This is a genomic window from Streptomyces lydicamycinicus, from assembly GCF_000829715.2.
Lineage (GTDB): Bacteria > Actinomycetota > Actinomycetes > Streptomycetales > Streptomycetaceae > Streptomyces > Streptomyces lydicamycinicus.
The window spans coordinates 1,000,054-1,021,916 of the sequence record NZ_BBNO01000001.1; the positions used below are offsets into that span (position 1 = coordinate 1,000,054).

General features: G+C 71.7%; 20 protein-coding genes. 16 read left to right on the forward strand and 4 right to left on the reverse strand.

Annotation, left to right across the window (positions count from 1 at the left end):
* Positions 1-6 precede the first annotated feature (6 nt).
* On the reverse strand, positions 7-861 hold the full coding sequence (locus TU31_RS04310; protein ID WP_042149058.1) for an alpha/beta fold hydrolase: 855 nt from the start codon (positions 859-861) through the stop codon (positions 7-9).
* Between the two features lie 175 nt (positions 862-1,036).
* On the opposite strand from TU31_RS04310, the gene TU31_RS04315 reads away from it, so the two are divergent.
* The gene (locus TU31_RS04315; protein ID WP_042149060.1) at positions 1,037-2,206 is read left to right on the forward strand and encodes a cysteine desulfurase family protein; all 1,170 of its coding nucleotides are present in this window, start codon (positions 1,037-1,039) and stop codon (positions 2,204-2,206) included.
* A 76-nt stretch (positions 2,207-2,282) separates the two neighbouring features.
* On the opposite strand, the gene TU31_RS04320 is transcribed toward TU31_RS04315, so the two are convergent.
* Entirely contained in the window at positions 2,283-3,011 is a 729-nt protein-coding gene (locus TU31_RS04320; protein ID WP_078885534.1) for an N-acetylmuramoyl-L-alanine amidase, read from the reverse strand.
* Positions 3,012-3,056: 45 nt separating this feature from the next.
* Here TU31_RS04320 and mnmA point away from each other — a divergent pair, with 45 nt between their 5' ends.
* From mnmA to gatB, 15 genes are all read left to right on the forward strand, one after another.
* Positions 3,057-4,187, forward strand: a complete 1,131-nt coding sequence (gene mnmA / locus TU31_RS04325; RefSeq protein ID WP_042149066.1) for a tRNA 2-thiouridine(34) synthase MnmA — start codon at positions 3,057-3,059, stop codon at positions 4,185-4,187.
* A 272-nt stretch (positions 4,188-4,459) separates the two neighbouring features.
* The gene (locus tag TU31_RS04330; RefSeq protein ID WP_245698424.1) at positions 4,460-5,131 is read left to right on the forward strand and encodes a VC0807 family protein; all 672 of its coding nucleotides are present in this window, start codon (positions 4,460-4,462) and stop codon (positions 5,129-5,131) included.
* Between the two features lie 428 nt (positions 5,132-5,559).
* Positions 5,560-6,936 carry an NADP-specific glutamate dehydrogenase gene (gdhA, locus tag TU31_RS04335; RefSeq protein ID WP_181018525.1) on the forward strand — a complete coding sequence of 459 codons (1,377 nt, stop codon included), beginning with the start codon at positions 5,560-5,562 and terminating at the stop codon, positions 6,934-6,936.
* Between the two features lie 201 nt (positions 6,937-7,137).
* A complete protein-coding gene (locus tag TU31_RS04340; protein ID WP_042149068.1) occupies positions 7,138-7,680 on the forward strand; it encodes an LOG family protein in 543 nt (180 codons plus the stop codon).
* Positions 7,681-7,728: 48 nt separating this feature from the next.
* Positions 7,729-8,418 carry an SDR family oxidoreductase gene (locus TU31_RS04345; protein WP_042149069.1) on the forward strand — a complete coding sequence of 230 codons (690 nt, stop codon included), beginning with the start codon at positions 7,729-7,731 and terminating at the stop codon, positions 8,416-8,418.
* Between the two features lie 147 nt (positions 8,419-8,565).
* Positions 8,566-8,943, forward strand: a complete 378-nt coding sequence (locus tag TU31_RS04350) for a MarR family winged helix-turn-helix transcriptional regulator (RefSeq protein ID WP_042149983.1) — start codon at positions 8,566-8,568, stop codon at positions 8,941-8,943.
* 145 nt (positions 8,944-9,088) lie between these two features.
* Positions 9,089-10,555 (forward strand): MFS transporter, encoded by a 1,467-nt coding sequence (locus TU31_RS04355; protein ID WP_245698397.1) that lies wholly within the window; start codon positions 9,089-9,091, stop codon positions 10,553-10,555.
* 173 nt (positions 10,556-10,728) lie between these two features.
* Positions 10,729-11,742: a methionine synthase gene (locus tag TU31_RS04360; protein WP_078885566.1), complete on the forward strand. Its 1,014-nt coding sequence runs from the start codon at positions 10,729-10,731 to the stop codon at positions 11,740-11,742.
* A 31-nt stretch (positions 11,743-11,773) separates the two neighbouring features.
* Positions 11,774-13,987, forward strand: a complete 2,214-nt coding sequence (ligA, locus tag TU31_RS04365) for an NAD-dependent DNA ligase LigA (protein WP_042149078.1) — start codon at positions 11,774-11,776, stop codon at positions 13,985-13,987.
* Between the two features lie 156 nt (positions 13,988-14,143).
* A complete protein-coding gene (locus TU31_RS04370; protein WP_042149081.1) occupies positions 14,144-16,252 on the forward strand; it encodes a putative bifunctional diguanylate cyclase/phosphodiesterase in 2,109 nt (702 codons plus the stop codon).
* A 44-nt stretch (positions 16,253-16,296) separates the two neighbouring features.
* Entirely contained in the window at positions 16,297-16,728 is a 432-nt protein-coding gene (locus TU31_RS04375) for a hypothetical protein (RefSeq protein WP_045867292.1), read from the forward strand.
* 150 nt (positions 16,729-16,878) lie between these two features.
* Positions 16,879-17,175 (forward strand): Asp-tRNA(Asn)/Glu-tRNA(Gln) amidotransferase subunit GatC, encoded by a 297-nt coding sequence (gene gatC, locus TU31_RS04380; protein ID WP_006602950.1) that lies wholly within the window; start codon positions 16,879-16,881, stop codon positions 17,173-17,175.
* Between the two features lie 5 nt (positions 17,176-17,180).
* Positions 17,181-18,674, forward strand: a complete 1,494-nt coding sequence (gene gatA, locus TU31_RS04385; RefSeq protein WP_042149086.1) for an Asp-tRNA(Asn)/Glu-tRNA(Gln) amidotransferase subunit GatA — start codon at positions 17,181-17,183, stop codon at positions 18,672-18,674.
* 5 nt (positions 18,675-18,679) lie between these two features.
* Positions 18,680-18,913 (forward strand): hypothetical protein, encoded by a 234-nt coding sequence (locus TU31_RS04390; protein WP_033266953.1) that lies wholly within the window; start codon positions 18,680-18,682, stop codon positions 18,911-18,913.
* A gap of 16 nt (positions 18,914-18,929) precedes the next feature.
* Positions 18,930-20,438 carry an Asp-tRNA(Asn)/Glu-tRNA(Gln) amidotransferase subunit GatB gene (gatB, locus tag TU31_RS04395; RefSeq protein ID WP_042149089.1) on the forward strand — a complete coding sequence of 503 codons (1,509 nt, stop codon included), beginning with the start codon at positions 18,930-18,932 and terminating at the stop codon, positions 20,436-20,438.
* Between the two features lie 135 nt (positions 20,439-20,573).
* On the opposite strand, the gene TU31_RS04400 is transcribed toward gatB, so the two are convergent.
* The gene (locus TU31_RS04400; RefSeq protein WP_042149091.1) at positions 20,574-20,831 is read right to left on the reverse strand and encodes a hypothetical protein; all 258 of its coding nucleotides are present in this window, start codon (positions 20,829-20,831) and stop codon (positions 20,574-20,576) included.
* A gap of 23 nt (positions 20,832-20,854) precedes the next feature.
* On the reverse strand, positions 20,855-21,859 hold the full coding sequence (locus TU31_RS04405) for an aldo/keto reductase (RefSeq protein ID WP_042149094.1): 1,005 nt from the start codon (positions 21,857-21,859) through the stop codon (positions 20,855-20,857).
* Positions 21,860-21,863: the final 4 nt, after the last annotated feature.

Below are 21,863 nucleotides of genomic sequence, written 5' to 3' on the forward strand. Positions count from 1 at the left end.
CCGGCCTCACCCAGTGCCCGCCAGGAACTCCCCCAGTACTGCCGCGAGTTCGGCCGGTGCGTCCTCCTGGACCAGATGGCCCGCGCCTTCGATGAGGCGCAGGCGGGCGCCGGGGATACGGGAGGCCAGGTCGTGGCCCTTCGTGGGCGGGATCCAGGTGTCCTCGGTGCCCCAGCAGATCAGCGTCGGGAGGGCGAGTTCGCCGTAGCGCTCCTGGATCTCGTCCGTGAAGCGCTGGTCGTTCTGTGCGATCTGGCGGTAGAAGGCCGGACGGCCCGCGTCCGTGCACCAGGGCTCGACCAGCCGGTCGAGGACGGCCGGGTGCAGGCCGGGGTGGCTGGCGGAGGAGACGTACTCCCGTACCAGCGCGCGGTGGAGGTCCGGCGGCAGCTGGGCGAACACATCGGGGTGGGCGCCCAGCAGCCGGTACGTGGGCGAGCCCCAGGGAGCGAGCGCCACCGGGTCGACGAGTGCCAGCCGTGCGTAGCGCGCACCATGCAGCAGATGCGCCCGCAGTGCTACGCAGCCGCCGAAGTCGTGTGCCACCACGGCCGGGCGGGCTGCCTCCGTGGCCAGGCCCCAGTGGGCGAGCAGCTCGGCGAAGACACGGGCCTGGGCGGCGAGCGAGACATCCTGGTCGGCCCGCTGCTCCGAGGTGCCGTAGCCCGGCATGTCCCAGACGAAGACCCGGTGCCGTGCGGCCAGGGCCCGTGCCACACCCCGCCAGACGTACGACGAGAAGGGCGTCCCGTGCAGCAGGACCACCGCCGGGGCGTCCGGCTGCCCTTCGCCGAGCGCGGCCCAGCGCACCTCGTCGCCCGACGCGGTGCGGAACGTCCGGTCCAGAAGCCACTGTGTCATGACCGTCAGGCTAGTGACTCCTTACCGGGGTGTCGAGGGCGCGGGAGGGCCGGCCCATGTGCCGCCCGAGCGAGGCGGGCGGCGGGCCGCCCCGGCATTCCGGCGTACGGCGCACCAGCGCGCTGCGCATGCGCCCCCGGAGCCCACCGCGGCGGCTCGTAGAATCGTGCGCACCATGGTTTACCTCGACCACGCCGCCACCACCCCGATGCTCCCGGAGGCGGTGCAGGCGATGACCGCCCAGCTGACCGTCACCGGCAACGCGTCCTCGCTGCACGCCGCCGGCCGGCGGGCCCGGCGTACCGTCGAGGAGGCGCGCGAATCCCTCGCCGTCTCCCTCGGCGCCCGCCCGAGCGAGATCGTCTTCACCGCGGGCGGCACCGAGGCCGACAACCTCGCGGTCAAGGGCCTGTACTGGGCCCGCCGGGCCGCCGACCCGGCCCGTACCCGCCTTCTCGCCAGTCCCGTGGAGCACCATGCGGTGCTCGACGCCGTGGAGTGGCTCGCCGAGCAGGAAGGCGCCCGCGTCGAGTGGCTGCCGGTCGACAGCTACGGACGGGTGCACGCCGAGGCGCTGCGTACGGCCATCGCCCGCAACCCCGCCGATGTCGCGCTCGCCACCGTCATGTGGGCCAACAACGAGATCGGCACCGTCCAGCCGGTGCGCGAACTGGCCGAGGTCGCCGCGGAGTTCGACATTCCGCTGCATGCCGACGCGGTGCAGGCCGTCGGTCAGCTGGAGGTCGACTTCGCCGCCTCCGGGCTCGCCGCGATGACCGTCTCCAGCCACAAGATCGGCGGACCGTACGGCATCGGCGCGCTGCTGCTGGGCCGTGAGTACGCCCCGGTGCCCGTGCTGCACGGCGGCGGCCAGGAACGGCAGGTCCGCTCCGGCACCCTCGACACCCCGGCCATCGCCGCCTTCGCCGCCGCCGGCCGGTACGCCGTCGCCCACCGCGAGGACTTCGCCCGCGACATCGGCGCACTCCGCGACGATCTGGTCAAGGCCGTCCGGGCCGCCGCGCCGGACGCCGTCCTCGGCGGCGACCCGGACCCCGCCGGCCGCCTCCCCGCCAACGCGCACTTCTCCTTCCCCGGCTGCGAGGGCGATTCCCTCCTGCTCCTCCTGGACGCCCAGGGCATCGCCTGCTCCACGGGCTCCGCCTGCACCGCCGGCGTCGCCCAGCCCAGCCATGTCCTGCTGGCCACCGGCATGTCCCCGGACCTCGCCCGCGGCACCCTGCGGTTCTCCCTGGGGCACACCTCCACCGCGGAGGACGTGGCGGCACTGGCCGAGGCCATCGGCCCGGTCGTGGAGCGGGCGCGGAGCGCCGGGCTGAGCTAGGGGTGTCTCCCTAGGGCCCGTCCGGTGCGTCGGCGGGCCCGCGCCTCGGCCCCCGCGTCCGTCGCCCGGCGCGGCCTCAGGCCTTCCGTACGGGCGGGCTTTCCCGCGCACGGACGGGCTTGCGCAGCTCGGCCCGTACGCGCCGCAGATAGCGGTCCCAGTCCCAGTGCGGCCCCGGATCGGTGTGATCCGTCCCCGGCACCTCCACATGCCCGACGAGGTGCTCCCGGTCGGCGGGGAAGCCGTACCGCCGGCATATCCCGGCCGTCAGCCGGGCCGACGACGCGTACATGGCATCCGTGAACGACTCCGGCCGGTCCACGAACCCCTCGTGCTCGATCCCGATGCTCCGCTCGTTGTAGCCGCGGTTGCCCGCGTGGAAGGCCACGTCCAGCTCGCGGATCATCTGGGCGACATGCCCGTCCTTGCGGACGACGTAGTGCGCGCCGGCCTCGTGTTCCGGGTCCCGGAAGACGTCCAGGGCGGTGGCGTAGCTGCCCTGGACGACATGGATGACCACCCGGTCGATCACGTAATCCGCCGGCCGGTCGGCCCGCCGGTAGTTCGCCGGGGACGCCGCGACCCACTGCGCGCCCCGGTGGTCGACCGCGCCGGGCGTGCGCGGTTTGTCGTTCCCCGGCAGCCGCCACCACAAGTGGGCCAGCCCCTCGCGCCCGGCGATCGCCGCGGCCCCGGCGGCCACCACTCCGCCGCCCCCGACCCACAGGGCCCGTCGCCGCGTGATCCCGGCCGGCGCCGCCTGGCCGCCGTCCTTCTCCCCGTCCCTCTTCCCCATGCGCTGCATAACGCTTTCGGCCCTGTCGGCGGTTCCGTCTACTCTGGACTGGCTATGACTGATGACGCCCCCCGCCGCCTCCGTGTGCTCGCCGCCATGTCCGGCGGCGTCGACTCCGCCGTTGCCGCCGCCCGCGCCGCCGAGGCCGGCCATGACGTGACCGGCGTGCATCTCGCGCTGTCCGAGAACCCGAAGTCGTTCCGCACCGGCGCCCGTGGCTGCTGCACGATCGAGGATTCCCACGACGCCCGCCGGGCCGCCGACGTCATCGGTATCCCCTTCTACGTCTGGGACCTCGCCGAGCGCTTCCGTGCGGACGTCGTCGACGACTTCATCGCGGAGTACGAGGCCGGGCGCACCCCGAACCCCTGCCTGCGCTGCAACGAGAAGATCAAGTTCGCCGCGCTCCTGGACAAGGCGCTGGCCCTGGGCTTCGACGCCGTCTGCACCGGCCACTACGCCACGGTGGTGCTGCGCGAGGACGGCACCCGCGAGCTGCACCGCGCCTCCGACATGGCCAAGGACCAGTCGTACGTCCTCGGTGTCCTCGACGACCGCCAGCTCGCGCACGCCATGTTCCCGCTCGGCGACACCCTCACCACCAAGGCGGAGATCCGCGAAGAGGCCGCCCGCCGCGGTCTGTTCGTCGCCAAGAAGCCGGACAGCCACGACATCTGCTTCATCGCCGACGGCGACACCCAGGGCTTCCTGGCCAAGCGGCTCGGCACGGCCCCCGGCGACATCGTCGACGAGTCCGGCAACCGCCTCGGTACCCACGAGGGCGCGTACGGCTTCACCATCGGCCAGCGCAAGGGCCTGCGCATCGGCCACCCGGCCCCCGACGGCAAGCCGCGCTATGTCCTCGACATCTCCCCGGTCGACAACACCGTCACCGTCGGCCCCGCCGCCTCGCTCGATGTCATGGCGCTGACCGCGATCCGCCCCCGCTGGTGCGGCCGCCCCCCGACGGCCGGCCCCGCGACGTACACGGCCCAGCTCCGCGCCCACGGCGGCGAGACCGAGGTGACCGCCGAGCTGATCGGCGACGCCGAGCTCCAGGTGTCCTTCACCGAGCCGGTCCGCGGAGTGGCCCCCGGCCAGGCGATCGTGCTCTACGACGGCACCCGCGTGGTCGGTTCGGCCACCATTGCCACCACGGAGCGGGCGGCGCGCGCGGAGGCGTAGCCGCCCTCCCGGAGGTGCTCCGGTGACGCGCGGCGCACCATGGTGCGCCGCGCCGATCTGACAAATGTCATGGCGATCCCAGGACAGCTGAAACTGTTGCCGGCCACGGCTGTGCCCGAAGCTGAAGGCACCGCAGGAAAGCAGCAGTTCACCGCAACTTGGGGGAGTACGCCGTGCGCCGGAAGCAGTCCGTGGCCGAGTCCGCAGCCGAGGGGGAGCGCGGAAATCCGCTGGCGAGCTTTGTGCCGCTGATCGTGGACGCGGGGATCCCGATGGCCTCGTACTACCTCCTCAGCGACGGCTTCGGCTTCAGCACGGTGGCCGCACTGGGCTGGAGCAGTGTGGTGCCGGCGCTGCGCACGGTGTGGGGGCTGGTCGGGAGCCGCAGTGTGAACGGTCTGGCGCTGCTGATGCTGATCGTCAATGTGGTGGGCCTGGCGCTGAGCGCGGTGGCCGGTGATCCACGGCTGATGATGGCCAAGGACAGCGGGGTGAGCAGCGTGGTCGGGATCGTGATCCTGCTTTCCGTGCGGAGCAAGCGGCCGCTGATGACGGCGGGACTCAAGCCGTGGGTCACCAAGGGGAGCGCGGCCGGCAACGCCGCCTGGGACCGGCTGACGGCCGGCTCGGAGCGGTTCCGGCGGGCCGAGCGGCGGTTCTCGGCGATATGGGGGACGGCCCTGCTGACCGAGTGCGTGGTCAAGGTCATCGGCGCCTACACCGTGCCGGTGGACACCATGGTCTGGCTGGGCACGGTGCTGACGGTGGTGGCCATCCTGGCGGCCATGGTCATCGCCGGGGGCAGCTGTGCCGAGCCGATGGAGAAGATGGTCGGCGCCGAGGTCGCGGCGGAGGCCGAGCGCGCCGCTGACCGGGGCGGGGCGGACGCGGGGAGGGGCGCGCCCGTCGCGGCGGCCGGGGCAGTGGCCGGGGTCGCGGGCTGAGGAGCGGGCGGCGGGGCGCGCAATGGCTGGCGGTGGGGGGAGCCGGGCGGGTCGGGCGCGGGGCGGACCCGCTGGTGGGGCGCATGGGGCGGGCCAAGACCGCTGGTCAACTGTGAGCTCCCGCACAGCGGGCGGTGCGGGCGGCCGGTGCGCGGGAGCCGTCACCGGTGCGCTGACCTGCGGGCATGCGGCGGGGGAGGGCGGGCCGGGGGAGTCGGGCGATTGCGTACGTGAACGATGTGTCGTATATCCCACAGTCGATCGGCTGGGTGCCGCCAAATAGGCTCGGGAAAGCGACGGGACGTCAGCGCTGTCGGGGCGAGAAATGGTGACGATAAGGACTGGCAAGGAGTTGTAGGCCTTGTGAGGACTCGTCAGGGTCCGGACCGCAGGCGGCCTTTCCGCGGCCACGAAAGGGAACGGAAGTCATGTCGACTGTTCAATCTCAGGTCAAGCCCGGCGTTCATTCGGCCGGGCCGGCATCCCTGTACGCCGAGCTGGTCCGGCGAAACCCCGGGGAGCCCGAGTTCCATCAGGCGGCACTTGAGGTGCTGGAGACGCTGGCCCCGGTGCTGGCGGCCCGCCCGGAGTTCGCCGAGGCGAAGATCCTGGAGCGGATCTGCGAGCCGGAGCGGCAGATCATGTTCCGGGTCCCCTGGCAGGACGATTCCGGGGCGATTCACGTCAACCGCGGTTTCCGGGTGGAATTCAACAGTGCGCTCGGCCCGTACAAGGGCGGTCTGCGTTTCCACTCGTCCGTGAATCTGGGGATCGTCAAGTTCCTCGGCTTCGAACAAATCTTCAAGAATTCCCTTACCGGGCTCAGTATCGGTGGCGGTAAGGGCGGCAGCGATTTCGATCCGCACGGCAAGTCGGACGCCGAAGTCATGCGATTCTGCCAGTCGTTCATGACGGAGCTGCACCGTCATCTCGGCGAGCACACGGACGTACCGGCCGGCGATATCGGCGTCGGCGGCCGCGAGATCGGCTTTCTCTTCGGTCAGTACCGGCGGATCACCAACCGCTGGGAGGCCGGTGTGCTCACCGGCAAGGGCCTGTCCTGGGGCGGCTCCAAGGCCCGTACGGAGGCCACCGGTTACGGCAATGTGCTCTTCACCGAGGAGATGCTCAAGCAGCGCGGCGAGGAGCTGGACGGGCAGCAGGTGGTGGTCTCCGGGTCCGGAAATGTCGCGATCTACACCATCGAGAAGGCCCAGGCACTCGGCGCCAACGTGCTGACCTGCTCGGACTCCGGCGGCTATGTCGTCGACGAGAAGGGCATCGACCTGGCCCTGCTGCGGCAGATCAAGGAGGTCGAGCGCGGCCGGATCAGTGCGTACGCCGAGCGGCGCGGGCTGTCCGCCAGATACGTGCCCGGTGGGCGGGTGTGGGATGTCGCGTGCGATGTGGCGCTGCCGTCGGCGACCCAGAACGAGCTGGACGCGGACGCCGCCCGGATCCTGATCCGCAACGGCGTCAAGGCCGTCTCCGAGGGCGCCAACATGCCGACCACGCCGGAGGCGGTGACGCTCCTCAAGTCGGCCGGTGTGGCGTTCGGTCCCGGCAAGGCCGCCAACGCGGGCGGGGTGGCGACCAGCGCGCTGGAGATGCGGCAGAACTCCGCGCGGGAGGCCTGGGCCTTCGAACGCACGGAGGGCGAGCTCGCGGCCATCATGCGCGGGATCCACCACCGCTGCTACGAGACCGCGGAGCGCTTCGGACAGCCGGGCGACTATGTCGCGGGCGCCAACATCGCCGGCTTCGAACGGGTCGCGGAGGCGATGCTGGATCAGGGCTTGATCTGATCCGGGGCGGGTGAGGGGGCGAGCTCGTGCTTGCTTGCTCCCCCCCCACCCCCGAACCCACCCCCGCCCCCTCCCCCCGAAGGGGGAGGAGGGGGAGGGGGCGGGGGAGAGCCCTCCGGGGCCTTTGCCCAGAGCTTCGGCCCCGCCCCCGGCCCCGAGCTTCGCCCCCGCCCCCACCCCGCCCGCTCGTAAAGTGACCGCATGAATATCTGCGTTTTCTGCTCCGCCGCCGATCTCGACGGCCGCTATGTCACCGCTGCCCGTGAGTTCGCCGAACTGATCGGCCGGGGTGGGCATGCATTGGTCTGGGGCGGTTCGGACACCGGCCTGATGAAGGTCATGGCCGACGGGGTGCAGGAGGCCGGCGGCAAGCTGATCGGCGTTTCCGTGGAGTTCCTGGCGCACAAGGCGCGCGAGGACGCCGATGAGATGGTCGTCACCAAGGACCTCGCCGAGCGGAAGGCGCAGATGCTGGTGCGCGCCGACGCCGTCGTCATCATGGTCGGCGGTACGGGCACCCTGGACGAGGCCACCGAGATCCTGGAGCTGCGCAAGCACGGGATGCACACCAAGCCGGTGGTGCTGCTCAACACCGCTGGTTTCTACGACGGGTTGAAGCAGCAGTTCCAGCGGATGGAGTCGGAGGGCTTTCTGCCGCTTCCGCTCACCGACCTGGTCTTCTTCGCGGAGGACGGCGTCGGCACGCTGGCCTACCTGGAGGAGAAGGCGGGCATCCAGGGCTGAGCCGCCGCGCCCCCGCGTCCGTCCCACCCGCTCGTTAGGATCGGGCCCATGGGTACGCACTTGATCACGGGCGCAGGGTCGGGCATCGGAGCGGCGGTCGCACGGCGGCTCGCGGACCGCGGGGAGGACCTGTGGCTGCTGGCGCGCAACGCGGTCCGGGCGAAGGAGCTGGCCGCGCAGTTCCCCGGCGCCCGTACGCTCGTCGGTGATCTCGCCAACCCCGAGAAGCTGTCCTGGGCCTTCGGCCAGCAGCCGCTGCCGGACCGGATCGACTCCCTCGTGCACAGCGCGGGCGTGATCGAGCTGGGCGCGGTCGCCGATCTGCCGGCCAAGTCCTGGCAGCGGCAGCTCGCCGCCAACCTGGTCGCGCCCGCCGAGCTCACCCGTCTGCTGCTGCCGCTGGTACGGGCCGCTCAGGGGCATGTCGTCTTCGTGAACTCCGGGGCCGGGCTGAGCGCGCGTGCCCAGTGGGGTGCGTACGCGGCGACCAAGCACGGTCTGAAGGCGCTGGCCGACTCGCTGCGGGCGGAGGAGCACGACAACGGCGTCCGGGTCACGTCGGTCTATCCGGGGCGCACGGCCACGCCGATGCAGGAGAGCACCCACCGGCAGGAGGGCAAGGAGTACGACCCGGCCCGCTGGATCGACCCGGAGTCGGTCGCGACGGCCATCCTCACGGCCATCGATCTGCCGCGGGACGCGGAGATCAACGATGTGTCGGTGCGGCCCGGCCGCTGAGGTCCGGGGCCGCCCCGCCGGCGGTTGTCCACAGCCTTCGTCCGCGCACCGCTGCTTTCCGCCCCGGCGACGTACGCTGCATGAGTGACCATTGAAGCGAAGGCGACCGCGGCGGCGGGGTGCGGGTTCCGGGAGATCCGGGCGCTGGTGACGGAGCTGAGCCGCCGGCTCGACGCCCATCAGCGCAGCCGGGTCGCCGAGCTCGATCTGACGCCGACGCAGGCCAAGGCGCTGGAGGAGCTCGGCGAGCCGAAGACGGCGCGGGAGCTGGCCGCGGTGCTGTGCTGTGAGCCGCCGAATGTCACCTATGTCATCTCCAAGCTGGAGAAGCAGGGCATGGTCGTGCGCCGGCCGCATCCTCTGGACGGGCGCGCCAAGCAGCTCGTACTCACCGAGGCGGGGCGGGAGTTGCGGCTCGATCTGCTGCGGCGGATGGGGACCGCCTCGCCGCTCGATCATCTTTCGCACGAGGAGCGGGCCGCGTTGCGCGAGGACCTGCTGAGGGCGCTGGGGCGGGGCGACTGACCGCTCGCGGGGACTGAGGGCGCCGACGCCGGGGCCCCGGGATGTGCACCGACGCATCCCGGGGCCCCGGCGTTTTCGTATGCGTTCAGCAAAGTTATAGCTGTAACTATTGTCCGCAGGGATAGCTACAGCTTTAACTAAATCCATGATCAGAGAGAAGATCGCGCCGCACGCGCCGGCACGCGAGGACGGGACGGTCACCCCGGGCCGGCCACAAGGCCCGGGCCGGTCACGGAAACGAGCCCGGCACCGGACACCACCGCCCCGCCGACCCCGCGACGGTGTCCAACTCCTCGTCCTGGCGCTCGGGTTCGTGATGGCGAGCCTGGACACCGGCATCATGAACGTCGCCGCGAACGATCTGCGGGCCCGGCTCGGGCTGACCATGTCCGGCCTCACCTGGGTCGTCGACGGCTATGTCCTCGCCTTCGCCGCGCTGCTGCTGCTCGCCGGCTCGCTGGCGAAGCGGTTCGGCGCCCGCCGGGTCTATCTCGTCGGGCTCGCCGTGTTCACCGTCGCGTCCCTGCTGGGCGCCGTCGCGCCGAACGGTGCCGTCCTGGTGGCGGCCCGCTTCATCCAGGGGGCGGGCGCGGCGCTCTTCATGCCCAGCTCGCTGTCGCTGCTGATGCACGCGTTCCCCGAACCGGCGCGCCGGGCGAAGATCCTCGGGATCTGGTCGGCGGTCGTCTCCACCTCCGTGGGGCTGGCGCCGACCCTCGGCGGCGTACTGGTCGGCACGCTCGGCTGGCGCAGCATCTTCCTCGTCAACCTGCCCGTCGGCCTGGCCGGCCTGCTGCTGACCCGGCGGGTGATCGCGGCGGTCCCGGCCCGCCGTTCGGCGCTCGGCGGTAGTGGCCACCTCCTGGGGCTGCTGGCCCTCGGGGCGTTGAGTTACGCCCTCATCGAGGGGCCCGGCAGGGGCTGGTCCGCGCCGTACGTCCTGGGGGCGTTCGCGGTCGCGGCGGTCGCGCTGGCCGGCTTCCTCGTCCGTGAACGGGCCGCCCGCACCCCGGTCCTGCCGGTCTCGCTCTTCGCCGACCGAAGTTTCACCGCGGCCAATGTGGTGGGCTTCCTCTTCAACTTCGCCTTCTATGGGGCGCTGTTCGTCCTCGGCCTCTTCCTTCAGGGCGCGCGCGGGGCGAGTCCGGTGACGGCGGGGCTCCAGATGCTCCCGGCCGTTCTGGTGCTCCCGTTCGGCAACATGCTCTACGCCCGGTTCGGGCCGCGGATCGGTGACCGGACCGCGCTCACCGCCTCTCTGGCGCTCTCCACCGCGGGTTACGTCCTGCTGTTCCTGATCCTCGGGCCCGGCCTGCCGTACTGGGTCCTCGCGGTGGTGCTCGCGGTCGCCAACCTGGGCAGCGGGGTCAGCTCCCCGGCGATGACCGGAGTCCTGATGGCGGCCGCCGGCCGGGAGCACGCCGATATCGGCAGTGCGACCCTCAACGCCAACCGCCAGATCGGCTCCCTGGTGGGGATCGCCGGTATGGGCGCGGTGCTGACGGGGGCGGGCGGCGGCTACCAGGGCGCGGCCTGTGCCTTCGCCCTGACGGCGGGCGCGCTGGCGGTCGCGGTCGTGGTCGGCCGGACGGGCATACGCACCCGGACGTGAGCGGCGTCCACGGCCGGGAGTGCGGGACGTACCCGGACGGGTGGGGCGGGGCGTACGCACCGGAGCGTGCCCGTCGTACGCACCCGGGCGGGACGGCCGGCGGCATCGGGGGCCGCCCCGTGCGCGCACACCTGGCGCACCCGGCTCCGCACCCCGGCGCATACCCTTCCTGGGTGAGCGAGAACAGCACGCAGAAGTGGACCGCTGGCGCGGCGACCGGGATCGGATCGATGCCGGGCGGTGACGCGCGGGAGGCGGCCAAGACCGTCACCGGATCGCTGGAGACCTTCCCGTATCTGCCGGAGCTCCCGGCCCGGGGGCCCGGCGCCGACATGATCGGCCGGACCCTCGGGATGCTGGTCGAGGTCTACGGCCATGTGGAGCCCAGCGGCTGGCGGATCAGCGACCGGCCCGGCCGGGACACCCGGCGGGCGCACTCCTGGCTCGGCGAGGATCTCGACGCCCTGGAGGAGTTCACCCAGGGGTACGAGGGCCCGCTGAAGGTCTCCGCGGTCGGCCCGTGGACCCTGGCCGCCTCCCTGGAGCTGCGCAACGGCGAGGCGGCCGTGGGGGACCCCGGGGCCTGCCGGGATCTTGCGGCGTCCCTGGCGGAGGGGCTGCGCGGCCATCTCGCGGACGTACGGCGGCGGGTCCCGGGCGCGCGGGTCGTGCTCCAGCTCGACGAGCCGTCGTTGACGGCGGTGCTCCAGGGCCGGGTGAAGACGGCGAGCGGCTACCGCACGCACCGGGCGGTGGACCGCGCGGTCGTCGAGGGTGCGCTGCGTGATCTCGTCGGGGCGGCGGAGGGTGGCCCCGTGGTCGTCCATTCCTGCGCGCCCGAGGTGCCCTTCGGGCTGCTGCGGCGGGCCGGTGTCACCGGCGTCTCGTTCGATTTCTCACTGCTCACCGAGCGTGAGGAGGAGGCGATCGGGGAGGCCGTCGAGGGCGGGACGACGCTGTTCGCAGGCGTGGTGCCGGGCGTGGACAGCCGATTGTCAGACCCTGCCGGTAGCGTCATGGGTGTCAGGACGCTGTGGCGCAGGCTGGGGCTGGCGCCGGGGACTCTCAGCGAGTCCGTGGTGATCACTCCGTCGTGCGGTCTGGCGGGCGCTTCGCCCGCTTATGCCCGCTCTGCTCTCGCCCACTGCGTCCGGGCGGCGAGATCACTCGCAGACAACCCTGAGTGACCGCACTCAAGGACCACGGGAGGACAAGACGGTGGCTGGCGAACACGCAGCGGAATCCAAGGTGCCCACAGCGGCGCGGGAGAAGCACGCGCAGCTCGCTGAGCAGATCGAGGAGCATCGCTTCCGGTATTACGTGAAGGACGCCCCGGTCATCAGTGACGCGGAGTTCGACAAGCTGCTGCGCTCCCTGGAGGCCCTGGAGGACGAGCACCCCGAGCTGCGCACCCCCGATTCCCCGACCCAGAAGGTCGCCGGGGCCTATGCCACGGAGTTCACCGAGGTCGAGCACCGCGAGCGGATGCTCTCGCTCGACAACGCCTTCGACGACGAGGAGTTGGCGGGCTGGGCCGAGCGGATCGCCGGTGAGCTGGGCGGCGACCCCAAGAGCGCCAAGTACCACTTCCTGTGCGAGCTGAAGGTCGACGGTCTCGCCGTCAACCTCACCTACGAGCAGGGCCGGCTGACCCGCGCCGCCACCCGCGGCGACGGCCGTACGGGCGAGGACATCACCCCCAACGTCCGTACGATCGCCGAGATCCCGCACCGCCTGAAGGGCGACACGATCCCGGACCTGGTCGAGGTGCGCGGGGAGGTGTTCTTCCCGATGGAGAAGTTCCTCGCCCTCAACGAACGGCTGGTGGCCGAGGGCAAGCCGCCGTTCGCCAACCCCCGTAACGCCGCGGCCGGTTCGCTGCGCCAGAAGGACCCCAAGATCACCGCCAGCCGCCCGCTGCACATGGTCGTCCATGGCCTCGGTGCCCGCGACGGCCTGGAGATCGACCGGCTGTCGGAGGCCTACGACCTGCTCAAGGAGTGGGGCCTTCCGACGGCCACGCACAACAGGGTCGTCGACTCCCTGGGGGCCGTGCGCGAGTTCATCGAGCATTACGGCGACGCCGACACCCGCCGTACGGCCGTTGAGCACGAGATCGACGGCGTCGTCGTCAAGCTGGACGAGATCCGGCTCCAGGGGCGGCTGGGCTCGACCTCGCGGGCGCCGCGCTGGGCGATCGCCTGGAAGTACCCGCCGGAGGAGGTCAACACCAAGCTGGTCGACATCCGCGTCGGCGTCGGCCGTACGGGCCGGGTCACGCCGTATGCCGTGGTCGAGCCGGTGACCGTGGCCGGCTCCGAGGTGGAGTTCGCCACCCTGCACAACCAGGACGTGGTCAAGGCCAAGGGCGTGTTCATCGGGGACACCGTCGTGATCCGCAAGGCCGGTGACGTCATCCCGGAGATCCTGGGCCCGGTCGTCGATCTGCGGGACGGCAGCGAGCGGGAGTTCGTGATGCCGGCCGAGTGCCCCGAGTGCGGGACGGCGCTCCAGCCCGCCAAGGAAGGCGATATCGACCTGCGGTGTCCCAACGCCCGCGCCTGCCCCGCCCAGATCCGTGAGCGGCTGTTCTACCTCGCCGGCCGCAAGTGTCTGGACATCGAGAACTTCGGCTATGTCGCGGCGACGGCACTCAGCCAGCCGCTGGAGCCCGCGGAGCCGCCGCTGAAGGATGAAGGCGATCTTTTCGGCCTTTCCATCGAACAGCTGCTGCCCATCAAGTCGTATGTCCTCGACCCCGATTCCGGTCTGCCCAAGCGCGACCCGAAGACCGGCGAGGAGAAGATCGTCACCTTCTTCGCCAACCAGAAGGGCGAGCCGAAGAAGAACGCCCTGGCCATGCTGGAGAACATCCAGGCGGCCAAGCAGCGCCCGCTGGCCCGGATCATCACCGGGCTGTCGATCCGGCATGTGGGCCCGGTGGCGGCCGAGGCGCTGGCACGGGAGTTCCGCTCGATCGACCGGATCCGGGAGGCGGACGAGACGGAGCTGGCCGCCGTCGACGGTGTCGGGGGCACCATCGCCGCCTCGCTGAAGCAGTGGTTCGCCGTGGACTGGCACCAGCAGATCATCGAGAGCTGGCGGGCCGCGGGCGTCCGAATGGAGGAGGAGCAAACGGGTGACGAGGGCCCGCGGCCCCTCGAAGGCGTCACCGTCGTGGTAACGGGCACACTTCAGTCACACACCAGAGATGGCGCGAAAGAGGCCCTCCAGAACCTCGGAGCGAAGGTGACCGGTTCCGTTTCGAAGAAGACCGGATTCGTAGTTGTGGGCGACAACCCTGGTTCGAAGTACGACAAGGCCATGCAGTTGAAGGTCCCCGTGTTGGACGATGATGGCTTCGCGGTGCTGCTGGAGCAGGGTCCTGACGCAGCGCGAGACGTAGCTGTCACTCCACCTGAGGAGGAGTGAGGTGTCACCTCATCGGCGCATACCAGATTGATCCGCGACGCCGGGTCGCATTCGGGCAACCGTCGTGGATGGCTGCCCGTCGCGGCCTTCCGCGGCCTACTGTTGAGGAGTGCGCCTGCCGTGGCGCGGGCACAGCCGGCTGTGAGAGGGATCGGAATGAAACCGACCGACAGCGCCGCTCCGGCGTCGCGGCTCCGGCGGCTCGTCGTGCCCGCGCTGCCCGCGACCATCGTCACCGTGGCGGGCCTCGCGCTCGCCACGGGCGTCATCGTGACCCTGGGCGAAGGTGACGCTCTGTTCCCCGGCCAGTCCGTGGGCTGGTCGCTGGCGATCCTCACGGGCATCATCGTCGGCCATCTGGTGGCCCTCGGCCGGGACCGCTGGTGGGGCGGCACGGGCTCCGGCGCCGCCCTCGCCCTCGCCGTCCTGCTGCTCTACGGCTGGATGCCCGCCGTCCTCGTCAGCCTCTCCGTGGTCGTGCTGGTCGGTGCCGCCCGGCGGCATCGCTGGCGACAGGCCGTGGTGCACGGCGCCGTGGACATCCTCGGCCTCGGCACCGCGGCACTCGGCCTCGCCGCGTTCGGGGTGGCCTCCAGCGTCCGCCACCCCTGGGCCCCGTCGTCCTGGAACCTCTCCGTCCTCCCCGAAGTCGTCGTCACCGCCGCCGGATACCTCCTGGTCAGCCGCGGCCTGCTCTGGGTCAGCCTCACCCCCCGCACCGGCCAGCTGCCCGCCATCCCCCGAACGGCCGTGGTCCGGCAGGCACTCGTCGGCATCGCCCTGCTCGGCATCTCCCCGCTGATCGCCGTCTGCGCCATCCACGCCCCTCTGCTGCTTCCGCTGTTCGCGGTCCCGCTGATCGCGCTGGACTCCACGCTCTGGATAGCCCGCGCCCGCGCCGAGGAGCAGCTGCGCGACCCGCTCACCGGCCTGCCCAACCGCCAGTGGCTGCTGGAGCGCACCTGGACCGCTCTGGACGACGCCGAGCGCGTCGGCGCCCGCTCGGCGCTGGTCCTCATCGACCTGGACCGCTTCCGCTCCGTCAACGACACCCTCGGCCACCTCGCCGGCGACCGCCTGCTGCTCCAGATCGCCGACCGCCTGCGGCACGCCCTCCCGCGCGGCGCCGAGGCGGCCCGGCTCGGCGGCGACGAGTTCGCCGTCCTGCTGCCCACCACCGACTCCCTCACCAGCTCCCAGCGGGCGGCCCGCAACCTCGTCGCCGCCCTGGGCTCCCCGCTGGACCTCGACGGACTGACCCTCGTACTCGAAGCCAGCGCGGGGGTCGCCGTCTTCCCCGACCACGCGCTCGACGCCGAGGGGCTGCTGCGCCGCGCCGATGTGGCGATGTACCAGGCCAAGCGCGACCGCAGCGGTGTCGAGCTCTACGAGGCCAAGCGGGACGGCAACACCCCCGACCGGCTCGGCCTGTTGGGCGATCTGCGCCGCGCCCTGGACGCCGGCGACGTCGAGCTGCACTACCAGCCCAAGGTCGGCTTCGACGGGCATGTCGCCGGACTGGAGGCGCTGGTCCGCTGGGTGCACCCGGACCGCGGCCGGGTGCCACCGGACGAGTTCATCGCCATCGCCGAGTCCTCCGGGCTGATGCCCCGGCTGACGGAGTACGTCCTGGAGACCGCGCTCGCCCAGGTGGCGCGCTGGCGCGCGATGGGCCTGGAGGTGCCGGTCGCCGTCAACGTCTCCCCGCGCGATGTGCACTCCCCGGGCTTCGCCGGAGCCGTCGCCGCGCGGCTCGCCCGGCACCGCGTCCCACCCGGCGCCCTCCAGCTGGAGATAACCGAGCATGTCCTCCTGGAGGACCCGCAGCGGGCCGCCGACACCCTCGCCGGGCTCACCGCGCACGGCGTCAAGATGTCCCTCGACGACTTCGGGACCGGCTACTCCTCCCTCGTCCACCTCAGGCGCCTCCCGGTCAGCGAGCTCAAGATCGACCGCTCGTTCGTGGCCCGGCTGGCCGTCGACACCGAGGACGCGGAGATCGTCCGCTGCACCCTCGACCTCGCCCACTCGCTCGGCCTCCTGGTCGTCGCGGAGGGCGTCGAGGACGACGAGACCTGGGAGCGGCTGCGCGACCTCGGCTGCGACGCCGTACAGGGCTGGCTGGTGGCCGCGGCGATGCCACCGGACGAAACCACGGCCTGGCTGAGAGCCCGCGGTGAGCGCGGCTGGCAGCGCGAATCGGAGACGGCCGCCCTGGCGGCGGAGAAGGCCGCCGAGCGCCCTTCGGGACAGGTCCTGAACTGACCCGGCCACCGGCCGTCCCTTGTCCCCGCTCCGAAGAACACCCCGTGGAAGCCCTCCCGGAGGCTGCGGCACCGGCCGCGGCGCCGGGTCACGGTGAGAAGTCCACCGGTCCCGACGGCGGTGAGCGCGACGCCGAGGTGCCTGAGGCCATTGATGCCGACGGCGGTGAGCGCGACGCCGACGTGCCCGAGGCCACCGATGCCGGGGCCGACGATTCCGACGGTGGCGCGCGTCACGGCGATCTGCCCGAGGCCACTGAACCCCCGGGCACCGAACCCCCGGGCACTGAACCCCCGGCCGCCGAACCGCCGGCCGGCGAGCCCGGCGCCGCCGACGCACGCCCGGAGCCCGCTGCCCCTGCCACGCCCCCGCCGGACCGGCCCGCGCCGCCCGGGCCCGGGCCGCAGATACCCCGGCCCGCCGTACCGCGGGCCGATGAGGGCTCGCCCGGCGGCCCGTCGTCCGGCGACCGCTGACCGGCGCCGCACGCCGGGCCGTCGGCGGGCCCGGTTACCCGGCGGAAAAGCCCTGCGCAATTCCCATGCAGGTACGCAGGGGGAATGCGAATAGGATTGGGCCCGCATATACAGCCAAGAACACTCCGAGAACCAGCAGAGGATCGCTGCATGCCTGGCATCACGCGCGAGGAGGTCGCCCACCTCGCCCGGCTGGCACGTCTGGAGCTGAAGGCCGAAGAGCTCGACCACTTCGCCGGACAGCTCGACGACATCATCGGCGCGGTCGCCCGCGTCTCCGAGGTCGCCGATCAAGACGTACCGCCGACCTCCCACCCGCTGCCCCTGACCAACGTCATGCGGCCGGACGAGGTCCGTCCGTCGCTGACCCCCGAGCAGGCGCTCTCCGGCGCCCCGGCCCAGGAGCAGCAGCGTTTCAAGGTGCCGCAGATCCTGGGGGAGGAGTGACCGACATGGCAGACCTGATCAAGCTCACCGCCGCCGAGATCGCGGCGAAGATCGCCGCCGGCGAGGTCACCGCGGTCGAGGTGACCGAGGCCCACCTGGCCCGCATCGAGGCCGTCGACGAGAAGGTGCACGCCTTCCTGCACGTCGACCGCGAGGGCGCGCTCGCCCAGGCCCGCGCCGTGGACGAGAAGAAGGCCCGCGGCGAGAAGCTCGGCCCGCTGGCCGGTGTTCCGCTCGCGCTCAAGGACATCTTCACGACGGAGGGCATGCCCACCACCGTCGGCTCGAAGATCCTCGAAGGCTGGCTGCCGCCGTACGACGCGACGCTCACCAAGAAGCTCAAGGCCGCCGACGTCGTCATCCTCGGCAAGACCAACATGGACGAGTTCGCCATGGGGTCGTCGACGGAGAACAGCGCCTACGGGCCGACCGGCAACCCCTGGGATCTCACCAAGATCCCGGGCGGCTCCGGCGGTGGCTCCAGCGCCGCCCTCGCCTCCTACGAGGCCCCGCTCGCCATCGGCACGGACACCGGCGGTTCCATCCGCCAGCCCGCGTCCGTCACCGGCACGGTCGGCGTCAAGCCCACCTACGGCGGCGTCTCCCGCTACGGCATGGTGGCCTTCTCCAGCTCCCTGGACCAGGGCGGCCCCTGCGCCCGTACGGTCCTGGACGCCGCGCTGCTCCACGAGGTCATCGCCGGGCACGACCCGCTGGACTCCACCTCCATCGACGCGCCGGTCCCGCCGGTCGTCGAGGCGGCCCGCAACGGCAGCGTCGCGGGCATGCGCGTCGGCGTCGTCAAGCAGTTCCGCGGTGAGGGCTACCAGGCCGGTGTCATCCAGCGCTTCGACGAGTCGGTCGCGCTGATGAAGGAGCTGGGCGCCGAGATCGTCGAGCTGGACTGCCCGTCCTTCGACCTCGCGCTGTCCGCGTACTACCTCATCGCGCCCTCGGAGTGCTCCTCCAACCTGGCCCGCTTCGACGCCATGCGGTACGGCCTGCGGGTCGGCGACGACGGCACCAAGTCCGCCGAGGACGTCACCGCCCTGACCCGTGAGGCCGGCTTCGGCCCCGAGGTCAAGCGCCGGATCATGCTCGGTACGTACGCGCTCAGCTCCGGCTACTACGACGCGTACTACGGCTCCGCCCAGAAGGTGCGGACGCTGATCACCCGCGACTTCGAGAAGGCCTTCGAACAGGTCGACGTGATCGTTTCGCCGACCACGCCGACCACCGCCTTCCCGATCGGCGAGCGCGCCGACGACCCGATGGCGATGTACCTCGCCGACCTGTGCACGATCCCCACCAACCTGGCAGGCAACGCGGCCATGTCGCTGCCCTGCGGTCTGGCTCCCGAGGACGGGCTGCCGGTGGGCCTTCAGATCATCGCTCCTGCCATGGCCGACGACCGGCTCTACAAGGTCGGTGCCGCGGTCGAGGCCGCGTTCACCGCCAAGTGGGGCCACCCGCTGCTTGAGGAGGCACCTGCACTGTGACCGCCATGACCAAGAAGGCCAAGAACTTCAAGAAGTCCAAGTCCGGTCTGTACCTGTCGATCGGCAGCACCGCGTTCGGCGCCATCAGCGTCGCCAAGCAGGCCAAGCTGGCCCGCAAGGAGAACGACACGCTCCGCCTGATCGACGCCGCCGTTTCGGCCGCGGCGATCGTCACCGGCCTGGCGATCCTCTACCGCGAACTGAAGCGCCTGGGCGACGACGACGTCCTGCTGGGCTGAGAGGGAAAGTTTCACCGTGACTGTCACTGACCTGGTGTCGTACGAGGACGCCCTCGCGACGTACGACCCCGTCATGGGCCTGGAGGTCCATGTCGAGCTCGGCACCAAGACCAAGATGTTCTGCGGCTGTTCCACCGCCCTCGGCGCGGACGCCAACTCGCAGACCTGCCCGACCTGCCTGGGCATGCCCGGCTCGCTGCCGGTCGTCAACGCGACCGGTGTGGAGTCCGCGATCAAGATCGGCCTGGCGCTGAACTGCTCCATCGCCGAATGGTGCCGCTTCGCCCGGAAGAACTACTTCTATCCGGACATGCCGAAGAACTTCCAGACCTCCCAGTACGACGAGCCGATCGCCTTCGACGGCTACCTCGACGTACAGCTGGAGGACGGGGAGATCTTCCGGGTGCACATCGAGCGCGCCCACATGGAGGAGGACACCGGCAAGTCCACCCACATCGGCGGTGCCACCGGCCGTATCCACGGCGCCCGCCACTCGCTCCTGGACTACAACCGCGCCGGCATCCCGCTCATCGAGATCGTCACCAAGCCCATCGAGGGCGCGGGCGAGCGGGCCCCCGAGGTCGCCAAGGCGTACGTCGCCGAGCTGCGCGAGCTCATCAAGGCGCTCGGCGTCTCCGAGGCCCGGATGGAACAGGGCCAGATGCGCTGCGACGTGAACCTCTCGCTGCGCCCCAACGGCACCGAGAAGTTCGGTACGCGTTCGGAGACCAAGAACGTCAACTCCCTGCGCTCCGTGGAGCGTGCGGCCCGCTTCGAGATCCAGCGGCACGCCGCGGTGCTCTCCTCCGGCGGCACGATCGTCCAGGAGACCCGGCACTTCCACGAGGAGGACGGCTCCACGACGGCCGGCCGCATCAAGGAAGAGGCCGAGGACTACCGCTACTTCCCCGAGCCGGACCTGGTGCCGGTGGCCCCCTCCCGCGAGTGGGTCGAGGAGCTGCGGGCGGGCCTGCCCGAGCTGCCGCGGGTGCGCCGCAACCGCCTCCGCGAGGAGTGGGGCATCTCCGAGCACGACATGCAGTCGATCCTCAACGCGGGCGCGGTCGACCTGATCACCGCCACCGTCGACGCCGGCGCGGACTCCGCCTCGGCCCGTAAGTGGTGGATGGGCGAGCTGGCCCGGCGCGCCAACGAGGACGGCATCGACCTGGCCGCCCTGCCGATCACCCCCGAGCAGGTCGCCCGGGTCACCGCGCTGGTCGCCGACGGTTCCCTCAACGACAAGCTGGCCCGGCAGACCATCGAGGGTGTGCTGGCCGGCGAGGGCGACCCGGACACCGTCGTCGAGAAGCGCGGCCTCAAGGTCGTCTCCGACGAGGGCGCCCTGGGCACCGCCGTCGACGAGGCGATCGCCGCCAACGCCGCCATCGCCGACAAGATCCGTGGCGGCAAGGTGGCCGCGGCCGGCGCCCTGGTCGGCGCGGTCATGAAGGCCACCCGGGGCCAGGCGGACGCGGCCCGCGTCCGCGAACTGATCCTGGAGAAGCTGGGCGTCGAAGGCTGACGCGCCCCTTCGTGTGCATGACGGTGAGCGGCCGTCCTTCCCGGGGATGTACTCCTCGGGGAGGACGGCCGCTTTCTGCTCACGGCAGGCGAGAACGGCCGTCTGCCCGCCCTGCGGCGCCTCGTCGGGCGGCGTTCACTCCGCGAAGAGCCGGCCACCGCCGAAGACCGTGACCAGCAGCCCGGCACCAGCGGTGAGCGTCATCCACGCCCTCTCTTTGCGCCATCCGACCACCGCGAGCACGGCGCAACAGACCAGCACCAGATCCGTCACGATGAGCTCCACGCGGGCCGCGCCCTTGGCGATGCCGATGACGCTCGCCACCGTGACCAACAGCGCGATCCCGCTGGTCCCCAGCGCGATGCGGCGTGGGTAGTCGTTCCTGATCAGCACTGTTCCAGGCCCTCCCCAGCGGCTCAGTGGCCCAGGCGTTCCAGGGCGGCGAGGGGATAGCGTTCCCCCGCCACGGCGCCGTCGGGCACGGCCGCCCGGAGCAGGGCCATCTGCTCCTCGCTCAGCTCGATCCCGGCCGCCGCCGCGTTCTCCTCCAGGTATGGACGGCGCTTGGTGCCGGGGATCGGCACGATGTCCTCGCCCTGGCCGAGCAGCCAGGCGAGCACGGCCTGGGCCGGGGTGCAGCCGAAGGACTCGGCGGCGGCCCGCACGGCCCGGACGAGGCGCAGATTGCGGTCGATGTTCTCCTCGGCGAACCGCGGCCATCGCCGTCGGGCGTCCTCGGCGGTCAGATCGTCCCGTGCGGAGAGCGCGCCGGTCAGCATGCCGCGCCCGAGCGGCGAGTACGCCACGATGCCGATGCCCAGCTCCCGGCAGGTCGCCAGCATCTCGCCCTCCACGACCTCGCGGGTGAAGAGGGAGTACTCCAGCTGTACGGCGCTGATGGGGTGGACGGCGTGCGCCCGGCGCAGCGTCTGCGGGCTCACCTCACTGAGGCCGAGGTGGCGTACGGCACCGTCGGCGACGAGCTCTGCCATCGCGCCGACCGTCTCCTCGATGGGGACGGCGGGGTCGCGGCGGTGCAGGTAGTAGAGGTCGATACGGTCCGTGCCGAGGCGGCACAGCGAGGCGTGGCAGGCCTCGCGCACCCAGGCGGCGGAGGAGTCGACCGCGTTCACCCGACCCGTGGCGGCGTCATGCCGCAGCCCGAACTTGGTCGCGAGGACGAGCCCGTCCCGCAGCGATGCCGTACGGCTGTGCAGCCAGCGGCCGAGGAACTCCTCGTTGGCGCCGCGCCCGTAGGCGTCCGCGGTGTCGAGCAGGGTGACGCCGAGCTCGGCGGCACGGTCGAGCGTACGGAGCGATTCGGCGTCGTCCGGGACGCCGTACGAGGTCGACATCCCCATGCAGCCGAGGCCGAGGGGGGAGACGGCGGGGCCGTGCTTCCCAAGCTGACGGAGCTTCATCGTC